A 17,934-nucleotide genomic window follows, 5' to 3' on the forward strand; every position below is an offset into this window, starting at 1 on the left:
TCCCGCCTATGCCGACTGCATCGCCCGACGTCGCGAATGGCACATTGGGGACGTTGAACGTCGTCGATGTCCCATTCGCGACACCGCTGCGGCTGGGTCAGGGGCGTAAATGGGCGGCGAGGAGGTCGCGGGCGTCGGAGTCCCAGTTGTGCTGGATGAGGCGAGTGTGCTGGGTCAGGCACCGGACCGCGGGGTTCCGGGAGCGACGCAGCCGTTCGGCGACCGCGGGCAGCGCGTCGAGGCGCGTTTGGATGGCCCGCAGGTCGCCGCGGCCGAGCAGGCCCCGTTCGAGCCGGTCCCGCATCGCGCGCGGGTCGGCCTGGACGGCGAGCGTGAAGAGCGACTTGTCGCGTCCGTAGCAGAAGTCGTGCAGGAACAGCAGATCCGTGACGTTCTGGTCGGTCGCGTCGTCCCCGAACGCCGCTTGGCCCAGCCGCTCGCGGAAGTCCGCGTCGGACAGCTCGGGGTTCTGGGCGTATTCACGCAGCGCGACCCGGTTGACGGCGACCACGGGGTCCCGGTAGGGATTCTCGTCCAGGCCGATGAAGTCGAACCCGAAGGGACGCAGTTGCTGCCCGACGAGGTTGGTTTCGCCGAATTCGGCGTGCTCGGCGACGAAGGTGAAGAACTCCTGTGAGGGGAAGTACGAGGCGAAGCCGTGGTCGCGCACCCACCGGACGCTGGCCCGCACGTTGCCCGGCGGCTGGCTGATGACGTCCAGATCGAAGTAGTAGGCGCGCGACACCTTCTTCGCGAATTCGAGGTTGACCGTCCACGGGCTGAAGATCACCGTCCACCGCGGATCGTAGGGCAGTTCGGCGCCGTTGGGCCCGCCGACGAAGTAGTTGGGGTGCACGAGGATGTCCGCGTCCGGGTCGTGCGCCCAGACCTCGTCGGACAACTGGCGGACGAACTCGAACTCGATCTCGTAGTAGTGTCTCGGCCCGCCGCAGTCGCCGCCGGTGCAGATGTCGATGTCCGAGGATTCGATGAGCAGGCCGTCGGCGTTCGGGTAGAAGTCGAAGTACATCTCGCGCGCGTATTCGAGCATGAAGCGCTTCGCGTCCGCCTTCGTCGGGTCGAGGTTGTAGCCCCACGAATGGATGCCCTGCATCCGGGCGAGACGGCCGTTGGACTGCTGCGCCTTGAGGTCCGGTCGTTCGAAGGCGTACTGGTTGGTGCCGTCGTAGGTGTAGGGAGTGAAGCCGAGCAGGATGCGGATGCCCTTGGTGTGCGCGTATTCGATCAGCTCGCCGACGAAGTTCTCCCGCACGTTGCGATGGGAGCGGTTGTACCGCCACGTGATCGGGTACTTCCGGGACCGGAACGCGCCGCCCATCCACAGCACGACCCGTTCGACGCCGTCCTCGGCGAAGCTGTCCATGATGGACTTCCAGGTGTCCAGTCCCGCCGTCGGGATACGGCAGAACGTCAGGTAGCAGCCCCTGCCGACGGGCACTCGCGACGGGGTCATCGGGATTTCCGGGCCGGGCGGCGGCACCGCGTGCGCCTGCCCTGTCGACACGGCTGAATCGATCAGCGTGCCCGCGAGCGCGGCGCCGCCGATCCGTAACACGTCACGTCTGCTGACCATCGCGGTCCCCTGCCGTCCGGCGGCCCGGACTCCACGGTGTCCGGGGTATCCCTTCGACGTTAAATTGCCGATGACGGAAGGAAAAGCGACACTGCCCCAATGGCGTAGACCAGTGATCACGGATTGCGGCAGACGGCGGAACCGGCGGGCGCGACACGAGTACGCGCCTGATCCGGTCGCCTTCCGTCCTTTTCGGATTCGTGATCACCGGGCCGGGCCCCGCTCCGATGGTGAAGTGTCCACTGTGGTCAGTGCGGCTGTCGGCGGGAAGCCGGGCGCGCCGGCAAGGGGTCGCCCGGCGGGCGTGCTGTCCGGTATCGGCGGTCCGCAGGGCTCGACCGGCCGCCGCGGGACCCGGCTGCCCGGCGAGTGGGTCCCGGCGAGCCGATTCCCGGAAATTCCGGGTGAACCGTCCGGTAACTTCAAACAGTACGGCCGTTATTGCCGAACCCGCTATTGGCCCCTCCGCGTGACTACTAAGATGCGCTCAATGCGCACCGGGGACGTGATCGCCAGTCGGTACCGGCTCGAAGACGAGCTGGGTTCGGGTTCCAATGGTGTCGTATGGAGCGCGTTCGACCGGAAGCTGAAACGGCTGGTCGCACTCAAACGGCCGCACTCCCTGCGCGGGGAAACGGAGCGTGACCGGTTCCGGCGGGAAGCCGAGAACGCGGCGCAGGTGTATCACCCGAATGTCGTCTCCGTCTTCGACACGGTGGATGACGACGAATGCTGGCTCGTGATGGAGTACCTGCCCTCGCGCAGTCTCGACAAGATCATCGAGAACGGCCCGCTGGCGCCGGAGCGGGTCGCGAGGATCGGGGTGCAGATCGCGGCGGCGCTGGAAGCGCTGCACGTCCGCGGCGTCGTGCACCGTGACGTCAAGCCGGGCAACATCCTCGTCACCGACAACGGCCTCGCCAAGCTGGCCGACTTCGGCATCGCCGTCTGGCGCGACGTGACGCTGACCGACGACGGCCGCATCACCGGTACCGCGGCCTACGTGGCCCCGGAGGTCGCGAACGGCAAGCCGGCGACGACGGCGTCCGACGTGTTCTCCCTCGGTGCCGCGTTGTTCGCCGCGGTGGAGGGCACTCCACCGTTCGGCACCGGGCATCCCGAGGCGGTGCTGGCGCGCGCCAGGAAGGGGACGATCCCGCTGATGCGGCAGGCCGGCCCGCTTGCCCCGGTGCTCGCCGACATGCTCCGTACCCGGTCGGGGGAGCGGCCGAGCACCGCCGAGGTGATCGAACGGCTCGGGGAATGCCTCGGCGGATGGGAGCCGCCCATCACTCCGCCGCCGTCCCCGCCGGGGCGGCAGGGCCGTGGCCGGCGCCGGCGGGTGTACTGGCTGAGCGGGACGGCCGCGGTCCTCGTGCTCGCGGCGGTCGCCGTCCTCCTCGTTTCGCTGCTGACGGCACCATCCGACACGGACGTCATCGGCGACCCGCGCACCGTCGATCCGTGCGCGCTGACCGACCAGGACGCCATGCGCCCGTTCGGCAGGATCGAGCTGCAGAACGACTACGGCGGTTTCGGCCGGTGCGACGTCTTCGTCGAAGTAGGCGCTCCCACGAAGGTGGACATGGAGGTCGAGTTCGCGGCCGCGGAACCCGAGGTGCCGCGGGAGGTCAAACCGGGTGAGTTCGCGGTACACAAGAACCCGCGCAACGGAGACGAATGCGATCGCAGTGTGGCCGTGACACAGCAGACCGACATCTGGGTCACCGCGAAGCAGCAGAACGCCACCGCTGACCTGTGCACGATGGCCGATGTCGCCACGAAGAGCGTGGTCGCGAAGCTCCGCCAGGGCCCGCTGCCCCGCCGCGAGCCGTTCGCCCCCGTGTCGCTGGCCAACTTCGACGCCTGCGGCCTGTTCAACGGCGGTGCGCTCGCCGGTATCCCCGGTATCGACGCGATCCACCCCCAGGTTGGCTTCGGCAACTGGAAGTGCGGCTGGAAGAGCACCACCGACTACACGAAGCTGCGCGTCATCTTCGACCAGAACACGGATCTGACCGCGGGTTCGGGCGGACCGACCCAGCTGTCCGGCCACCAGGCCTACGTGGACAGCAGTGACGAAGGCGGCACCGGGACCTGCACGGTGCTGGTGGTGCATCGCGCCTACGCCGACCAGCGCGGCCGCAAGGCGGTCGAGCTGGTGAAGGTGGAGGTGGAAGGCAGGAAGCCGGGCAAGGACTTCTGCCAGATGGCGACCGACGTCGGCAGGGCCGCGGCGACGGCCCTGCCGAGCTGAACGTCGCGCGGGAGGGGTCCCGGCGCCTCGGTCCTACGCTGATCGCGGGACCGGCTCGTCCGGCTGCCGTGAACCGTGAGGAGGAACGCCGTGAGACTTCGTTCGAGTGACGGCGAAGGCCGCAGACTGCCCAGCGACCACGGCAGCCTGGCGTTCGGGGTCGCGCCCCGCAATCCCGGTGTCGCCAGGACACCGGCTCCCGGGGCGATCTCCGCGCTCGCGATCGGCGGCGGCTACACCGTCGGCCCGCGTGAGAACCGCACTGTCCTTTTCGGACGGAACAAGGACGAGGTGCACGTCTGCGTCGGCGAGGACGACCGGCGGGTCAGCAGGCAGCAGGGCGTGCTCACGCATCGTCGTGGCCAATGGTGGGTGGGCAACACCGGGCGGCTGCCGATCCGGCTGCCGCAGTCCCGGTGGTTGTTCCCCGAGGAGGAGGAAGTCCCGCTCACCTCGGGGTACACCCCGATGTTCCTGCGGGGTTCGGCGGACCGCGAGCACCTGCTGGAGGTGTACGTGGTGGGGTCGAACGGCGAGCAGCCGACGGCCGTGCACACCGAGCCCACCGACACACCGAGAACCTGGCGTCTGGAACCGCACGAGCGGCTGGTCCTCGTCGCGCTGGGACAGCGCTACCTCCGGCACGAGGCGCGGCCGCAGCCGCTGTCCCGCGTCCAGGTGGCCGATCTGCTCGCCGAGCTGCAGCCGGACGCGGAATGGGGCTACCGCAAGGTGGAACGGGTCGTCGCGAACGTCCGGTACCGGCTCGCCCACGCCCGGTACCCGGTCGCGGGACTGACGAAGGAAGAGGTGCCCGAGCCGGTCGGCAACTGGCTCAACCACAACCTGCTGACCGAACTGGTGATGAACACGACCACGCTGGTGCCACCGGACCTCGCGCTGCTCGACGAGCCGCCCGCACCGGACTCGGCGGACTGACCACGCCGGTGTGACGGCAAGCCCCGGTCACCTTTCCCACTTGGCGGACGTCGTCGGAGTGACTGATCCATCAGCGTCACCCGAGGAGCCGAGGTCCGTGCACACCCAGATCTACCTTGCCGTCACCGTCGTCACCATCGCGATCAACGCGGCGATCGCCGTCGCCGACTCCGTCAAGGCGAAATTCGTGCTGGCCAACTCGGCGGCCGTGGACGTCCCGCCGTCCTGGCTGCCGCTGCTCGCCACGCTCAAGGGCGCGGGCGCGGCCGGCCTTCTGCTGGGGCTCCTGGGCTTCCGGATCCTCGGGATCGCCGCCGCGATCGGGCTGACGCTGTTCTACGTCGGTGCCGTCGTCGCGCACATCCGCGCCCGCGTGCTCGGCAACATCGCCTTCCCCGGCGCTTTCCTGGCCTTCGCGGTCGCGAGCGCGGTCCTGGCCTTCCTGCACTGAGCCAGTCGTCCCCGAATGTGTTCATTGTGGATTTTGGTGCTTCGCGTGACGGGCTTGCCTGCCGCGAACGGAGCGTTCGCGACACCCGCCTCACCACAGAGCAAGGCGACCACAGTCCCAAGGTGACCTTGGGGCCCGAGGCGACCACGGCGGGGGCCGGGGGTGCGCACGAACCACTCAAGGCGACCCGCGTTGCGTGCTGGGGGTCCGGGGGTCATCCCCCGGGTAGATACCGCGGACACCGGGAGCGACCCGAAGGGGCGCGAACAGGAGCATCCGTCTCGTGGGGCCGGAGAGACTCGAACTCTCACTGGCACGGACCTAAACCGTGTGCCTCTGCCAATTGGGCTACGGCCCCCAGTGTTGCTCGGTGAAGCGTAGCGCGCGGGCCGGTCGGCTCCGCTCGGCGTGGCCAGTGCCGGGTGCGCGGAGGGTGTCCTCTAACGTGGGCGCTTGAAGTCCCGAAGCGGCGAGGAGGACACGTGGCTCGCGACCCCGAGACCATCGAGCGTGAGATCGAGCAGGCCAGGAAGGCGCTGGCTTCCACGCTCGACCAGCTCGGCACCAAGGCCAACCCCAAGAAGCTCGCCGATCAGGCGAGCCAGGGCATCAAGGCCAAGCTGAACGAGCCCAAGATCAAGTTCCCGCTGATCGGCGTTGGCGCCCTCATCGGGGTGCTGCTGCTGCGCAAGCTCTTCCGCTGAGTCAGGCCCGGGCGGCCGGCGGCGTCGCGGCCTTGGCGGAAGCCTTGGCCTTGGTGTCGTCGGCCTTCTGCTCGTCCTGCTTGCGGTCCTCGACGGCCTTGGGGAGCTGCTTGCTCGGCGGGAGCTGTGGTTTCCCGCTGGTCTTCTCAGCGGCGGGTGCGTCGGCCTGCTTCGGGGCGGTGGCCGAGGGCGGGACTTCCAGCGGCGCGATCTCCGGCAGGGTGAGCCGCGCGGTCATGTAGGCCGTGGTGAACTCGAGTGCGCTGCCGTTGAGCAGGTGCACCACCGTCGACTTGCCTTCCGGCGCCAGCTTCTCCACGAGCTGGTCCGTCCGGTCTCTGGCGGCGATGATGCCGGGAGCCCTGGCGGTCAGTTCCTTACCCTGGCCGCTCACCGTGATCGTCCAGTCGGCGTCCTCCTGGACGTAGGTCGCCGTGATCGGTTCCACCATCTGCACTCACCCCTTCCCCTCATCAGCATGCGTCACGGACTGGGACTCGGCCACCGCGCGCGCATGACGGAGTCACCCGCCTCGTTGCGCGGCTGTGACAGTCCAGCACACTTTGTCCGTGTTATCGATACCGTAATACAACTCTGTGTCACAAGACACGGAGTGGAATGTGCTCTGAGTGACGACCGAATGGCGTAATGCACGGGCATCTTCACGAGCAGATCACCCGTGGCGGGGATCCAGTCCCGACCACAGCACGTCCATCGCGTACTCGGTGGCCATTTCCGGGGTGACTTCCTCGTGTCGCTCGCACCAGATGGCGAGCCGTTCGTTCGAGCCGACCACGATCTCGGCGGCGGCCTCCGCGCGCAGGTGATCGTCGTCGGCGAGGTAGGCGCTCACCAGTGCGGCGATCAGGTCGGTCTGCTGGCGCCGGACCTGCTCGATCTCGTCCGCCGCGGGCGTGCCGATCAGTGCCATCTCGTGGCGCAGCAGTGACCACGCCTGCCGTCGTTCGCGGATGAAGACGAAGAACGCCAGCATGCCGCGGCGCAGCGCCTCCTCCGCGGTCGCGGCCCCGACGGTCGCCTGGGCGGTGACGTCGCGCAGTTCCGTCCTCGACTGCCGGATGCAGGCCAGCAGCAGGCCTTCCTTCGAGTCGAAGTACTCGTACAGCATCGGCTTCGAGACGCCGACCAGCTCGGCGATCTCGTCCATCGACGCCGCCGCGTATCCCCGTGCCGAGAACACCTGCTCGGCCACTTCGATCATCTGCCGTTCGCGTTCGGCCCGGGGCATGCGCTTGCGCTTGGCGGTGGTCACGGGTAACACTCTACCGCCAGTAACCTACTCCGAGTAAGATGGACTCCGGGTAACAGGAACGCGGGAGGTCGGCAGATGGGCAAGCGCACCGAAACGGGGGTCGTCATCGTCGGGACGGGGTTCTCCGGCCTCGGCATGGCGATCCAGCTCCGCAAGGAGGGGCGCGAGGACTTCGTTATCCTCGAAAAGGCCGACGACGTCGGCGGTACGTGGCGCGACAACAGCTATCCCGGCTGTGCGTGCGACATCCCGTCGCACATGTACTCGTTCTCGTTCGAGCAGAATCCCGGCTGGTCACGCGCCTATTCGCCACAGCCCGAGATCTGGGGCTACATGCGCCGCGTCGCCGACAAATACGACCTCCACCGCTTCATCCGCTTCGGCCAGGAGATGACCGGCACGCGCTGGGACGCCGACGAAAACCGCTGGTACGTCGCGACCAAGTCCGGGGACGAGTTCGTCGCCGGCGCGCTGGTGCTCGGCATCGGGGCGCTGCACCTGCCGATGATCCCGGACCTGCCCGGCGTCGAGAAGTTCGCCGGCCGCGCGTTCCATTCCGCGCAGTGGGACCACGACTACGACCTGGCGGGCAAGCGGGTTGCGGTGGTCGGCACCGGGGCGAGCGCCGTCCAGTTCGTCCCGAAGATCGCTCCCGGCGTCGCGAACCTGACGCTGTTCCAGCGCACCCCGCCGTGGATCATGCCCAAACCCGACCGCGCGATGCCGGGCTGGCTGCGTGGGCTGTTCCGCTCGGCGCCGCTGGTGCAACGGGCCTACCGCGACTTCGTCTACTGGCGGCTGGAAGCGCGGGCGCTCGGGTTCAACGGCCAGTCGTGGGTGATGAAGCTCGGCCAGCGCCTGGCCAAGCGCAACATCGACAAAGCGGTCAAGGATCCCGGGCTGCGGGCCAAGCTGACGCCGGACTACACCATGGGCTGCAAGCGGGTCCTGATCTCCAACGACTACTACCCGGCACTCGCCAGGGACAACGTCGACGTCGTCACGGACGGCGTCGCGGAGGTCAGGGAGCACAGCATCGTCGACGCCGCCGGGGTCGAGCACGAGGTCGACGCGATCATCTACGGCACCGGCTTCCACGTCACCGACGCCTTCGACGAGCTGGAGATCCTCGGCAAGGACGGCCGCGACCTCGGCAAGGAGTGGGCGAGCGAGGGCATGCGGACGCATCTGGGCATCACCGTGTCCGGGTTCCCGAACCTGTTCCTGCTACTCGGCCCGAACACCGGGCTCGGCCACAACTCGGTGGTCTTCATGATCGAGTCGCAGATCCGCTACGTCGCCGAGGCGCTGCGGCTCGCCCGCGGCAAGGCGCTCGACGCCCGGCCGGAGGCGCAGGAGCGGTTCAACACCGAGATCCAGCGGAAGCTGGCGAAGGGGATCTGGACACGCGGCGGCTGCAAGAGCTGGTATCTCGACGCGAAGGGCGTCAACCGGACGATCTGGCCGGGCTTCACCTGGCGCTACTGGCTGGCGACGCGCAAGGTCCGCCAGTCCGACTACGAACTCCTCGGCTGATCGTCGGCTCGAAGTGCCGTCAAGGCCACCTTACGGGCGTCAGGCGCCCGTAAGGTGGCCTTGACGGCTTGGGGGAGGGGCAGGTCAGTGCGGGGTCAGGTTCCGGAGTTCGGCGATGAGGTCGACGGTCGGCATCTGGCACAGCTCGGCCATGGTCTCCAGCGCCGGCAGGTCGAGCGCGACCTCGGCGGTCCCGTTCTCCCCGGCCTGGCGCAGCCTGCCCTCGGCCCACCGCCGCAGGGGCAGCAGCTCGGGCCGGGCGTTGCTGACGACCTCACGCAGGTCGATCCGCACCCGTCCGGGCTCCTCGACGAACACCCGGCGGTGGACCTTCGCCAGCAGGTCCTGCGGGAGCTCGTCCATGGCGACACACAGTTCGACCAGGCGCACCACGGAGCACTGCCGGGTGCCGAGTTCGTAGGTGGCCAGCGTCTGTAGCGAGATCTCGCTCTGCAGATGCTGGTTCAGTTCCTTGCGCGTCCAGCCGCGCCTGCGGCGGAGCTTGCGGAGCTCGTCGCCGAGTATCCGCTGGTAGTCCTCAGCGTCGATCAGCACGTCACGATCCCCTGCCCTGCTAGCCGACCACTCGACATCCGCATCGGCGTGACAAATCCGCGGCGGATGCACCTCACGGGTATGAAAGTCCGCAGGTGGCCCGCTCTTACGCGGTTTCGGGCATGTCTTTCGGACCAATTTCCGGTATTGAGCCGAATGGGCTACACGAGTGCCGCTGAACAGCTCAGTTGACGCAGGGAACGCCCTCGGCCGTGATCGGCTTCTGGTCCTCCTGCGGCGGGGCCGGGGCCTGCTGCTGGGCGGCCGATCCCGACGAGGACTCGTTCCCCGCGGCCGAGGCCGGGGCCTGGTAGTCGGAGCCGAGGAACACCATGACGTGCCCGGCGTCGACGGTCTTGTCCTCCTGGATCGCCGGGTTCCCGCCGAGTGCGTCCGCGACGGCCTGCCCGGCGGCTTTCTGCCCCGGCGGAACCCACAGCACCGTGGACTTGCGGGACGAGGCGTTCGCGGTGTCGCCCGCGGTGAAGCCCTTGTCGGTGAGCTGCTTCTGGACGTTGGCCGCGAGCCCGGTGACCCCGGAGGAGTTGCGGACGTCCACGGTGGTCGCCTTGTTCGCGCTCGTGTCCGGTGCCGGGGCCTGCTTGCCCGGTGCCGCGGTCAGGCCCTGCACGAAGTCACGCACCTGGCTCGGGTTGACCTGGATCGCGACGCCGTCTTCGGGGGTCTGGTACTCGACGTTGACCACCGGGATGGTCCGGAACTCGAGCTGGCCCCCGGTCAGGCCCTTCATCTGCTGGGCGAAGCCGAAGATGTCCCAGTTCTGGTTGAGCACGACCGACTTCTTGATCGCGTCGATCAGCGAGTTCAGCGTGGCCGGGTTCGCCAGCGTCCCGGCCGAGAGCACCTTGCGCGCCATCCCGGCCATGAACACCTGCTGCCGGACCACGCGATCGAGGTCGCCGCGCGGGAGGCCGTGCCGCTGGCGGACGAACTCCAGCGCCTCGACCCCGGAGATCGTGTGCTGGCCCTTGGTGAACTTCGCCCCGGAGTACGGGTCGTTCACGTTGTTGCTGAGGCAGACGTCGACGCCGCCGATGGCCTTGGTGATGTCGCTGAAGCCGAGCAGGTTCACCGCGGCGTAGTTGTCGATGGTCGACCCGGTGAGCTTCTCGATGGTCTGGATCAGCGTCTTGGCCCCGGCCTGGTTGGCCTTGACGTCGAGTTCCTTCGGATCGGTGACGCCCTGCTTCTGCAGATCGTTGCGGGCGTCCGACATCGCCCGCGCGTACGCGGAGTTGATCTTGTGGCGGCCGTAGCCGCCGGGGATGTCGACGTAGGAGTCGCGCGGGATCGACATCGCCACGGCCTTGCTGCCGTCATTCGGGATGTGCACGAGGATCAGCGTGTCGGTGTTCAGTTCGCCGTCGGAGACCCCGGCGCGCAGCTCGTCGAGCAGCTCGCGCGGCAGCGGGTTGCCCTGCGCGTCGGTGCGGCTGTCGAGGCCGACCAGCAGGATGTCCCGCGCGCCGTCGGCGGGCTTGTCGCCACCGGCGCCGTTGCTGATCACGTCGGCGTAGTTGAGGCCCTTGACCAGGCCCTGCATCGCGGCCCACGCGTAGCCGGTCAGGCTCATCACCAGCAGTGACACGACCACCACGGCGATCTTCGCGCCACGGAACCGCGACCGGCGGGGCGGCGGGCCACCGCGGCGAGGGGGCGCTGGGCGCACGCCACGGGGCGGCGGACCGCTCCGGGACGGGACACGTCCGGACGTGTCCGGCCTGGGGCGGGCGGGGCGGCGATCGCCTTGCCCGTTCCGAGGCGGGTGGTCCACGCGGACGTCTCCCTTCGTGTTGTCCGGTCTTCGGGGCCGCAGATAAGACGTATGGGTCGCCGTTGCGGTTGCCGTAGGGTGACACATCGGCGTGACGTCTCAGCGACGCACCACCCATTTTCCGTCAAACAGCTTCGTTTCGCCTGGTCGATGCCACAATCGGGCGGTCAGATCAGGACGGCACGGCCGCGGCCGCTCGCCGGGGCAGGAGTGTGACGGCCGCCGCGGACAGGGCGAACACCGCGGTCGCCGCGTGGAGGACGACACCCACCGTGCCCGGACGGTCACCGTCCGCCGCCGAGAGCAAGGTCGGGGCACCGGCCAGCGCGCACGCCAGCCACGTCCCGGTCCGCGCGCTGGTGCCGAGCCGCACGGTGTGCAGCAGGAACACCCCGAGCAGCAGGTGGACGACGCTCTGGATCGGGTCGAGCCGCAGGCCGAGCAGTTCGGCGTCCGCGGCGACCACGCCGAACCGGGTCAGCGCGAACCCGAACACGCCGAGCGTCGCGTAGCCGATGCCCAGTGTCGCCGCGGCCCTGGTCAACACGGCCGTCCGCCGGCCAGGTCCCTCGTCCGGCCGTGCCGGGCGCGCGTGGCCCGAGTGTCGCTCGAACCACCAGAACACCAGGGCGGCGGGCACCGCCAGCAGACCCACCGCCAGCAGCGTCCGGGGCCGGAACAGCCAGGCCAGCACGTCCGCGAACCGGCCGGGCAGGTACACGATCGCGATCAGCAACAGCATCGCGGCCAGGAAGACGAGGTACAGGCTCATCGGCGCCCGCAGCACCCAGCGGGCGGGCCGTCGCACGAACGCCTTTTCGCCCAGCCGCGCGAGCGGCGCGGACAGCAGCCCGAGCAGGCCGAGCTGGCTGACGCCGAGCAACAACACACCCCACGGCGGCGCGGAGAACGCGGCGGGCGCGCCGGGACCGCCGAGCAGCAGCGGCGGTGCGCCGAGCACCGCGCTCGCCGCGGCCAGGCCGACCACCCCGGTGACGGCCGCGGCGATCAGCGCCGGACGTCCCGGCCGGACGCCGTCGGCGTGCGCGAAGGCCACTTGCTGGGCGAGCAGCGCGAGCCCCAGTGTCGCCGCGTACCTCGGCAGCGGCGAACCCGACAGCCCGGCGACCAGTTCGCCCGCGACGACCAGGGCGAACATCCCGGCGATCGTGCTCACCGGCGCCCGGCGATGCAGAGCCAGCAGCAACGGCGTGAGGACGATCGTCAGCAGGTACACGCCGAGCAGCCACAGCGGGTGCAGCGCGATCCGCATCACCGTCGCGGTCGTCCCGGCGGGAATGCCGAACACCTCGAGTGCGAGCGGGACGAGCAGCGCGACGACGGCGAAGATCAGGGCCGGGCGCAACAGCGGGCTGGCACGTTCGGCGAGGTAATGCCGGTAGCGGCCGCCCGCGTCGAGTTCGGCGCGCCAGCCCGCCGCGTTCATCCGGCCACCGGCGAAGAAGATGAGCGGAGCGAGCTGGGCCAGCCAGGTCAGCGGCCACACCGAGCCGTCGGGCACGCCCGCCCACTGCGCCAGCGCGGTCATCGATTCGCCGAACATGAGCAGGACGACCGAGGCCGCGCCGAGCGTCGCCCAGCGGCCGGCGTCCGGGGCGGGGAGCGTGGCGGGCCGGACCGCGGGCGCGGTCCGCCGGGCGTGGAGCCAGCCGCGCAGCCGGAACACGAGCAGGCAGGCGATCACCAGCACCCCGGCGACCATCGGGCCGATCGGATCGCCCACCGGCGGTCCCCAGCGCTGGTGCCACGAGTTGACCACGAGCCCGGCCGAGTACAACGCGGCGACCACGTGGCAGGTGCCGGGCGAGCCCATCGGGTTGAGGCCGCAGGTGGCGTGCATGTCCTGCGAGAGCCGCGCGTCCAGTGCCGCCCGGACGTCCTGGCCGAGCGGATGTCCTTTGTGGTCGGCGTAGCGCAGCAGGTCGTAGCCGAGATCGTGGGCCTTGCACGGGACCGCGTAGTCCCATTTCGTGTTGTCGTCGCCCCACGGGGTCGAACAGCCGCCGTCGGTGTGCACCGCGCGGACCGTGCCGTCGCGCGCGGTCATGCTGCCGGGGGTGACGCCGCTGACCGCGGTGAAGTCCCGGGGCAGCAGCGCGAGCGCGGTGGCGGCAGGGCCGGGATGGACCAGCGCGTCGATCGCCTGCTGTGCGGCGAGGACGTCGCCGGTGGGCGGGCCCTGGTCGGGCGGGGACGGCGGGCGCGAGGCGATCAGGCCGAACGCGAACACCACGAGCAGGACCAGCAGCAGCCAGCCGGACGTCGACCACGGGCGTCGGCGGGGCGTCGCCACGGGGGCGGGCACGCTCTCGGCGGGAGCTGACATGGCGTCCAGGGTGCCAGCCCGGTACGGCGCCGGGCATGGGGCCAGCCCCCGTTCGGTGTGTCGGGAAACCCGATACTGCCCGTGCGGGTGACGGGAATCAGTGCTTCACGGGGTGTCGTCCGGTGCCAGCCGGACCTGGTTGCGGCCGTTCTCCTTCGCCACGTAAACCGCCGCGTCGGCCGCCTGCAGCAGCTGTTCCATGGTCGTGCCGTGCTCGGGATAGACCGCGACGCCGATCGAGGTGGTCCGGTCCGAGATCGTGGTCTGCCCGCCGCGTTTGTCGGTGGTCACGATATGCAGTTTGGCCACTGCCGAGCGTACTCGTTCGGCGGCTTCCCGTGCCGATGTTTCGTCGATATCCGGGAGCAGGACCAGGAATTCCTCGCCGCCGAAGCGGCCGACCACATCCGAAGGCCGGGTCACCTCGTCGAGTGCCTGCGCGATATCGCGGAGGACGTCGTCGCCCGCGGGATGCCCGTAGGTGTCGTTAATCCACTTGAAGTGGTCGAGGTCGATCATCAGCAGTGCCAGCTTCTCGTCCGATCGGGCGGTCCTGGTCAGCGCCCGATCGGCCGCCTCCGACCAGCCGCGCATGTTGAGCACCCCGGTTTTGGAGTCCGTGCGCACGTCGTCGAGCAGCTGGTCGAGTTCGGCGAGCCGGTTGAAGATGACGGTCACCACGGCCATGATCGCGACCGCCGGTGGCAGGACGATCAGCAGGACGGCGGTGATCGCACCGAGCCCGGTGGTGACCGCTTCGAGGATGTTGTCCTGTTTGCTGCCAAGGATGTTGCGCAGCTTGGCCTGCTTGCCGGCGCTCAGCGCGATGACGCCACCGATGTAGACGACCTGGACGCCCTCGTAGACCGCGGCGGCCAATACGACGACTCCGAATTCGCGCAGCGATTCCAGCGGGCTGAGCGATGTCCATTGCCAGTCGCCCATCGCGGTGAATGCGAGATGGCCGAGAACGGCCGCGACGGAATGTGAAATAGACGCGAAAAGAAATGTGTTCGCGGGCCGTCGCGCGGTGAACCAGCGCTGCGCCCTGATAATGGCGATCAGGGCCACCGTCAGAATGGGCGGCAAAGTGAGAACGGCAGGGAAAACCCACACCGCGGTGAGGTCGATCAGCACGGTGCTGGTGCCCGCGCGGCGGCTTTCCTCCTGGCGCTGGGTGAACTGGATGTGCACCGTCGCGCCCGCCGCGAGGATCCCGAAGCGCAGCCAGTCGAGCTTGCCCGGCGCGGCCGAGGCGGCGAAGGTGAACGCGAAGACGAGCAGCGCCAGCGCGTCCATGACCAGCAGGTAAACGATCACTCGCCGCGGGTGCTTCCAGAGCGCCCACGCGCGCGGGTCGTAGGGATGCCTGCCCGCCTTGCCGCTCTCGGAGCCGTCCGGCGCTGGTTCGGCGTCGGTCACCTGGCGGCCCGCCTCCCCGGCGCGGGGGCGGCCCGGTTCCGGAACGAACTCTCTCGGAGACGGTCGGTCACCACGTCTCCTCTCCGCCCCATCCCGGGCCACTTCGGTAATACGGCTGATATCCGCTGGGGCGGCTGTTCGCTTTGTTCGGCCGGTATCATCTCAGCCCATCGGAAGTGTCATGCTGCACACAGGGTCGAGCGCTTTGCCGGCCCGGCCCACTGAAGCGACGAGTACCGATGGGAGGCAATCCTATGTCGGCCCGCGACTGGTGACCCGTTCTCATGTTCCGAGGTGCTGCGTTGTTACAGGGAGGTGTGTCTCGTGTCCGCTCGTGACTGGTGATCTTCGTCCGTGCGTGAGCGACCGGGTTCATTCGGTGACCCGTTGTCGCGCTGATGCGGTTGCCGTCGCTCATGCGATCGACTCGCTTCGCGAGACAGTGTCCAATCCTTCTGGGCGCATGATGTCCATGGTTCGCTCGCAAGCTTCGCTCACGGAGTGACGGTCCCGGGGGAGGTGGCGTTCCGTACTCGTGCCCAGGAAACGGCGATGGGCACGGCGACGACGACGCCCGCGGCCCCGGCTACCGCTATCGCCGTCCCCGCCGAGCCCAGCAGCTGGGCCACGCCACCGCCGATGGCCACGCCGATGCCCTGCACCACCCGCAGTCCGGTGCGGTACAGGCCGCCCGCCGCCCCGCGGATTTCGTTGGGCACCCAGGTGATGTAGGTGGCGCCCACCGTGATGAAGTAGGCGCCCGCCGCGCCCGCGAGCCCGAGAATCAGCATGCTGATGATCAGGTTCGGCCGGAACGCGAACGTCGTCAGCAGCAGGAGCGGCACGATCGCGAGCAGCCCGAGCGCGCGCCGCCTGCCGTCCGGGGAGACGTAGCGGGAAAGCAGGAACGTGCCGACCACGAACCCGAGCGGGTCGGCCGCGAGCAGCCAGCCGACGGCCTGGTTGCTCGCCCCGAGTTCCTGGACCAGTGGTACGGCGACCCCCTCGGGGATGACCGCGAAACCGACGAGCCACGAAAGCCAGATCAGCACGCGCAGCCGCGGCCGGCCGAACACGTACTTGATCGCGCCGAACCACCCGGCGCCGCGCTCACCCGCCGCCGGGCGGCCGCGCACGCCCGCCCCCACGACGATCGCGCCGATCAGGTAGGTGAGCGCGTCGATGGTCAGTGCCCACGAGGTGCCCAGCGCGGCCACCAGCAGCCCGCCGCCCGCGAGCCCGAGCAGAGTCGCGGTGTTGGCCGAGATCCCGCGCAGGTCCTGGCTCTGCAGATAGCGATGGTCGTCGGTGAAGATCTCGCGGCCGAGCGAGTTCTGCGCGGAGATGCCCGGCGCCGCCGCCAGTTTCGCCAGCACGATGAGCAGGCACAGCACCACGATCGGGGTACCGGGGATCGCCATCAGCCCGATGCACACCGCCTGCAGCAGGGACGTCGCGACGAGCACGGTCCGGCGCGGGAAGAGGTCGGCCAGCTGGGACAGGCCGAGGCCGCCGGCGAGCGCGGGAAGGAAGGTCAGGCCGTAGACCGCCGCCGTCCACAGCGCGGAACCGGTGCGGTCGTAGACGAGGATCGACAGGGCCACCACGGTGAGCTGGTCGCCGACGAGCGACTGGGTCTCGGCGAACCAGAGCGCGCGGAACTCGCGATTGGCCAGTACGGCTCGCAGCCGTGGCGTCGCGTCGGTCGTCACCGGGTAACCACTTCCCCCCGATCGGGTGAACGTGCAGCAGAACCGCATTGTGGCCCTCACCGTGACAGCGCCGGTAAGGGAGTCATAAATCTCCGCGCGCGGGTCGACAGTCAGTATGCGACCGGACACGGGGAGCCGACAGCGGACACGGTACCCCGGAGGTTTGTGCGCCGAACGGGCTAATGGGTGTCGATCGGGTGTTCCTGATCTGTGCGTGGGTATCTCCGGGCTGGTCGAACGCGACACGTTCGGCGCAGAGTGACCGCCGCTCATCGCGGTCGCACTGCTCGTACGGCCGAATGGGCCAACACTGGGTAGTGAAGCCGGCGGTGTTGACGGGAGCCTCGCCGGTGCGGCAGCGGGGAGAAAGTCAATGAACGGGCTGATGCAGGACAAGGCCGTCGTGGTGACAGGGGCGGGCAGAGGACTGGGCGAAGCGTTCGCCGTGCACGTCGCACGCGCGGGCGGGGCGGTGGTGGTCAACGACATCGACGTCGAACTGGCCGAGCGGACCGCGAAGAACATCAGGGTGCACGGCGGCAGAGCCGTCGCCAGCGGGCACAGTGTCGCCGATCCGGCGCAGGCACAGGCGATCGTCGACCTGTGCGTGGCGGAGTTCGGCGCGATCGACGGGCTGGTCAGCAACGCGGGGCTGAACTACGAGGCCCTGCCATGGGAGGACGACGTCGAGCAGGCGAAGGAACTCGTCGAGGTCAACGTGCTCGGGGTGATGTACACCGGGCTGGCGGCGATCAAGGCGATGGTCGCGGCGGGTACCGGCGGGTCGATCGTCAACATCTCCTCGGGCGCTTCGCTCGGGCAGCGCAAGCTCGCGGTGTACGCGGCGAGCAAGGGCGCGGTGGCGTCGCTGACCTACTCCTGGGCGCTGGATCTCGAGGACGCCGGAATCCGGGTCAACGCCGTCTGCCCGCTCGCGCACACCCGGATGGTGTGGAAGTCCGAGCGCTCGCTGCGGGCCTGTCCGCCGGACCGGACCCCCGGCAAGATCGCGCCGGTGGTGCTCTTCCTGCTCGGCGACGGCGCGCACGGGATCACCGGCCAGATGATCCGCTGCAACGGGCCGCAGCTGCACGTCATGGGCCAGCCGTTCCTCAAGCAGCCGATCCTGGAACGGCCGGTGTGGGACACCGAGACCGTGCAGCGCGCCTTCGACGAGGTGTTCAGCGCGCACCTGGAGAACTACGGCCTCGAAAAGCGCGTGCCGCCACGCCTGCGCAAGTGGACGGTGCCCTCGCGGACGGCATGAGCTGAAGGGGGGGTTTGGAGCGACGCCGCCGAGGGCAATGACCAGCACACCCCGGCCCCGGCGGAGAGCGGGTGGGTGTTGG

At 69.3% G+C, this 17,934-nt stretch carries 14 protein-coding genes and 1 tRNA gene; 6 read left to right on the forward strand and 9 right to left on the reverse strand.

Annotated features, from left to right (window positions below; genetic code table 11):
* Positions 1-97 precede the first annotated feature (97 nt).
* Complete coding sequence (locus ACFWY9_RS12105; protein WP_378338838.1) at positions 98-1,594, reverse strand: hypothetical protein; 1,497 nt, start codon at positions 1,592-1,594, stop codon at positions 98-100.
* A 490-nt stretch (positions 1,595-2,084) separates the two neighbouring features.
* On the opposite strand from ACFWY9_RS12105, the gene ACFWY9_RS12110 reads away from it, so the two are divergent.
* The 3 genes from ACFWY9_RS12110 to ACFWY9_RS12120 all read left to right on the forward strand — a co-directional run bounded on the left by ACFWY9_RS12110 (position 2,085) and on the right by ACFWY9_RS12120 (position 5,241).
* Positions 2,085-3,851 carry a serine/threonine-protein kinase gene (locus ACFWY9_RS12110; RefSeq protein ID WP_378338839.1) on the forward strand — a complete coding sequence of 589 codons (1,767 nt, stop codon included), beginning with the start codon at positions 2,085-2,087 and terminating at the stop codon, positions 3,849-3,851.
* 90 nt (positions 3,852-3,941) lie between these two features.
* Positions 3,942-4,790: an FHA domain-containing protein gene (locus tag ACFWY9_RS12115; RefSeq protein ID WP_378338840.1), complete on the forward strand. Its 849-nt coding sequence runs from the start codon at positions 3,942-3,944 to the stop codon at positions 4,788-4,790.
* A gap of 97 nt (positions 4,791-4,887) precedes the next feature.
* Positions 4,888-5,241: a DoxX family protein gene (locus tag ACFWY9_RS12120; RefSeq protein WP_378338841.1), complete on the forward strand. Its 354-nt coding sequence runs from the start codon at positions 4,888-4,890 to the stop codon at positions 5,239-5,241.
* A 284-nt stretch (positions 5,242-5,525) separates the two neighbouring features.
* On the opposite strand, the gene ACFWY9_RS12125 is transcribed toward ACFWY9_RS12120, so the two are convergent.
* A tRNA-Leu gene (locus ACFWY9_RS12125) sits at positions 5,526-5,599 on the reverse strand.
* 124 nt (positions 5,600-5,723) lie between these two features.
* Here ACFWY9_RS12125 and ACFWY9_RS12130 point away from each other — a divergent pair.
* Entirely contained in the window at positions 5,724-5,945 is a 222-nt protein-coding gene (locus ACFWY9_RS12130; protein ID WP_378328574.1) for a DUF3618 domain-containing protein, read from the forward strand.
* Position 5,946: 1 nt separating this feature from the next.
* Here the strand turns inward: ACFWY9_RS12130 and ACFWY9_RS12135 are convergent, their stop codons facing one another.
* Positions 5,947-6,396, reverse strand: a complete 450-nt coding sequence (locus ACFWY9_RS12135; protein ID WP_378338842.1) for a hypothetical protein — start codon at positions 6,394-6,396, stop codon at positions 5,947-5,949.
* 222 nt (positions 6,397-6,618) lie between these two features.
* Positions 6,619-7,218, reverse strand: a complete 600-nt coding sequence (locus ACFWY9_RS12140) for a TetR/AcrR family transcriptional regulator (protein ID WP_378328572.1) — start codon at positions 7,216-7,218, stop codon at positions 6,619-6,621.
* Between the two features lie 75 nt (positions 7,219-7,293).
* Between ACFWY9_RS12140 and ACFWY9_RS12145 the strand changes: the two genes are divergently transcribed.
* Positions 7,294-8,754 carry a flavin-containing monooxygenase gene (locus tag ACFWY9_RS12145; protein WP_378338843.1) on the forward strand — a complete coding sequence of 487 codons (1,461 nt, stop codon included), beginning with the start codon at positions 7,294-7,296 and terminating at the stop codon, positions 8,752-8,754.
* Between the two features lie 84 nt (positions 8,755-8,838).
* On the opposite strand, the gene ACFWY9_RS12150 is transcribed toward ACFWY9_RS12145, so the two are convergent.
* From ACFWY9_RS12150 to ACFWY9_RS12170, 5 genes are all read right to left on the reverse strand, one after another.
* On the reverse strand, positions 8,839-9,309 hold the full coding sequence (locus ACFWY9_RS12150; RefSeq protein ID WP_378328023.1) for a helix-turn-helix transcriptional regulator: 471 nt from the start codon (positions 9,307-9,309) through the stop codon (positions 8,839-8,841).
* Positions 9,310-9,493: 184 nt separating this feature from the next.
* A complete protein-coding gene (locus tag ACFWY9_RS12155; protein WP_378338904.1) occupies positions 9,494-10,903 on the reverse strand; it encodes an LCP family protein in 1,410 nt (469 codons plus the stop codon).
* Between the two features lie 373 nt (positions 10,904-11,276).
* Complete coding sequence (locus ACFWY9_RS12160; RefSeq protein WP_378338844.1) at positions 11,277-13,451, reverse strand: phospholipase; 2,175 nt, start codon at positions 13,449-13,451, stop codon at positions 11,277-11,279.
* A gap of 105 nt (positions 13,452-13,556) precedes the next feature.
* Positions 13,557-14,873: a diguanylate cyclase gene (locus tag ACFWY9_RS12165; protein ID WP_378328025.1), complete on the reverse strand. Its 1,317-nt coding sequence runs from the start codon at positions 14,871-14,873 to the stop codon at positions 13,557-13,559.
* A 494-nt stretch (positions 14,874-15,367) separates the two neighbouring features.
* Positions 15,368-16,585, reverse strand: coding sequence for an MFS transporter (locus ACFWY9_RS12170; RefSeq protein WP_378338845.1), 1,218 nt, complete (start codon positions 16,583-16,585; stop codon positions 15,368-15,370).
* A 373-nt stretch (positions 16,586-16,958) separates the two neighbouring features.
* Between ACFWY9_RS12170 and ACFWY9_RS12175 the strand changes: the two genes are divergently transcribed.
* A complete protein-coding gene (locus ACFWY9_RS12175; protein ID WP_378338846.1) occupies positions 16,959-17,852 on the forward strand; it encodes an SDR family NAD(P)-dependent oxidoreductase in 894 nt (297 codons plus the stop codon).
* Positions 17,853-17,934 lie beyond the last annotated feature (82 nt).

The organism is Amycolatopsis sp. NPDC059027, assembly GCF_042739735.1.
GTDB lineage: Bacteria > Actinomycetota > Actinomycetes > Mycobacteriales > Pseudonocardiaceae > Amycolatopsis.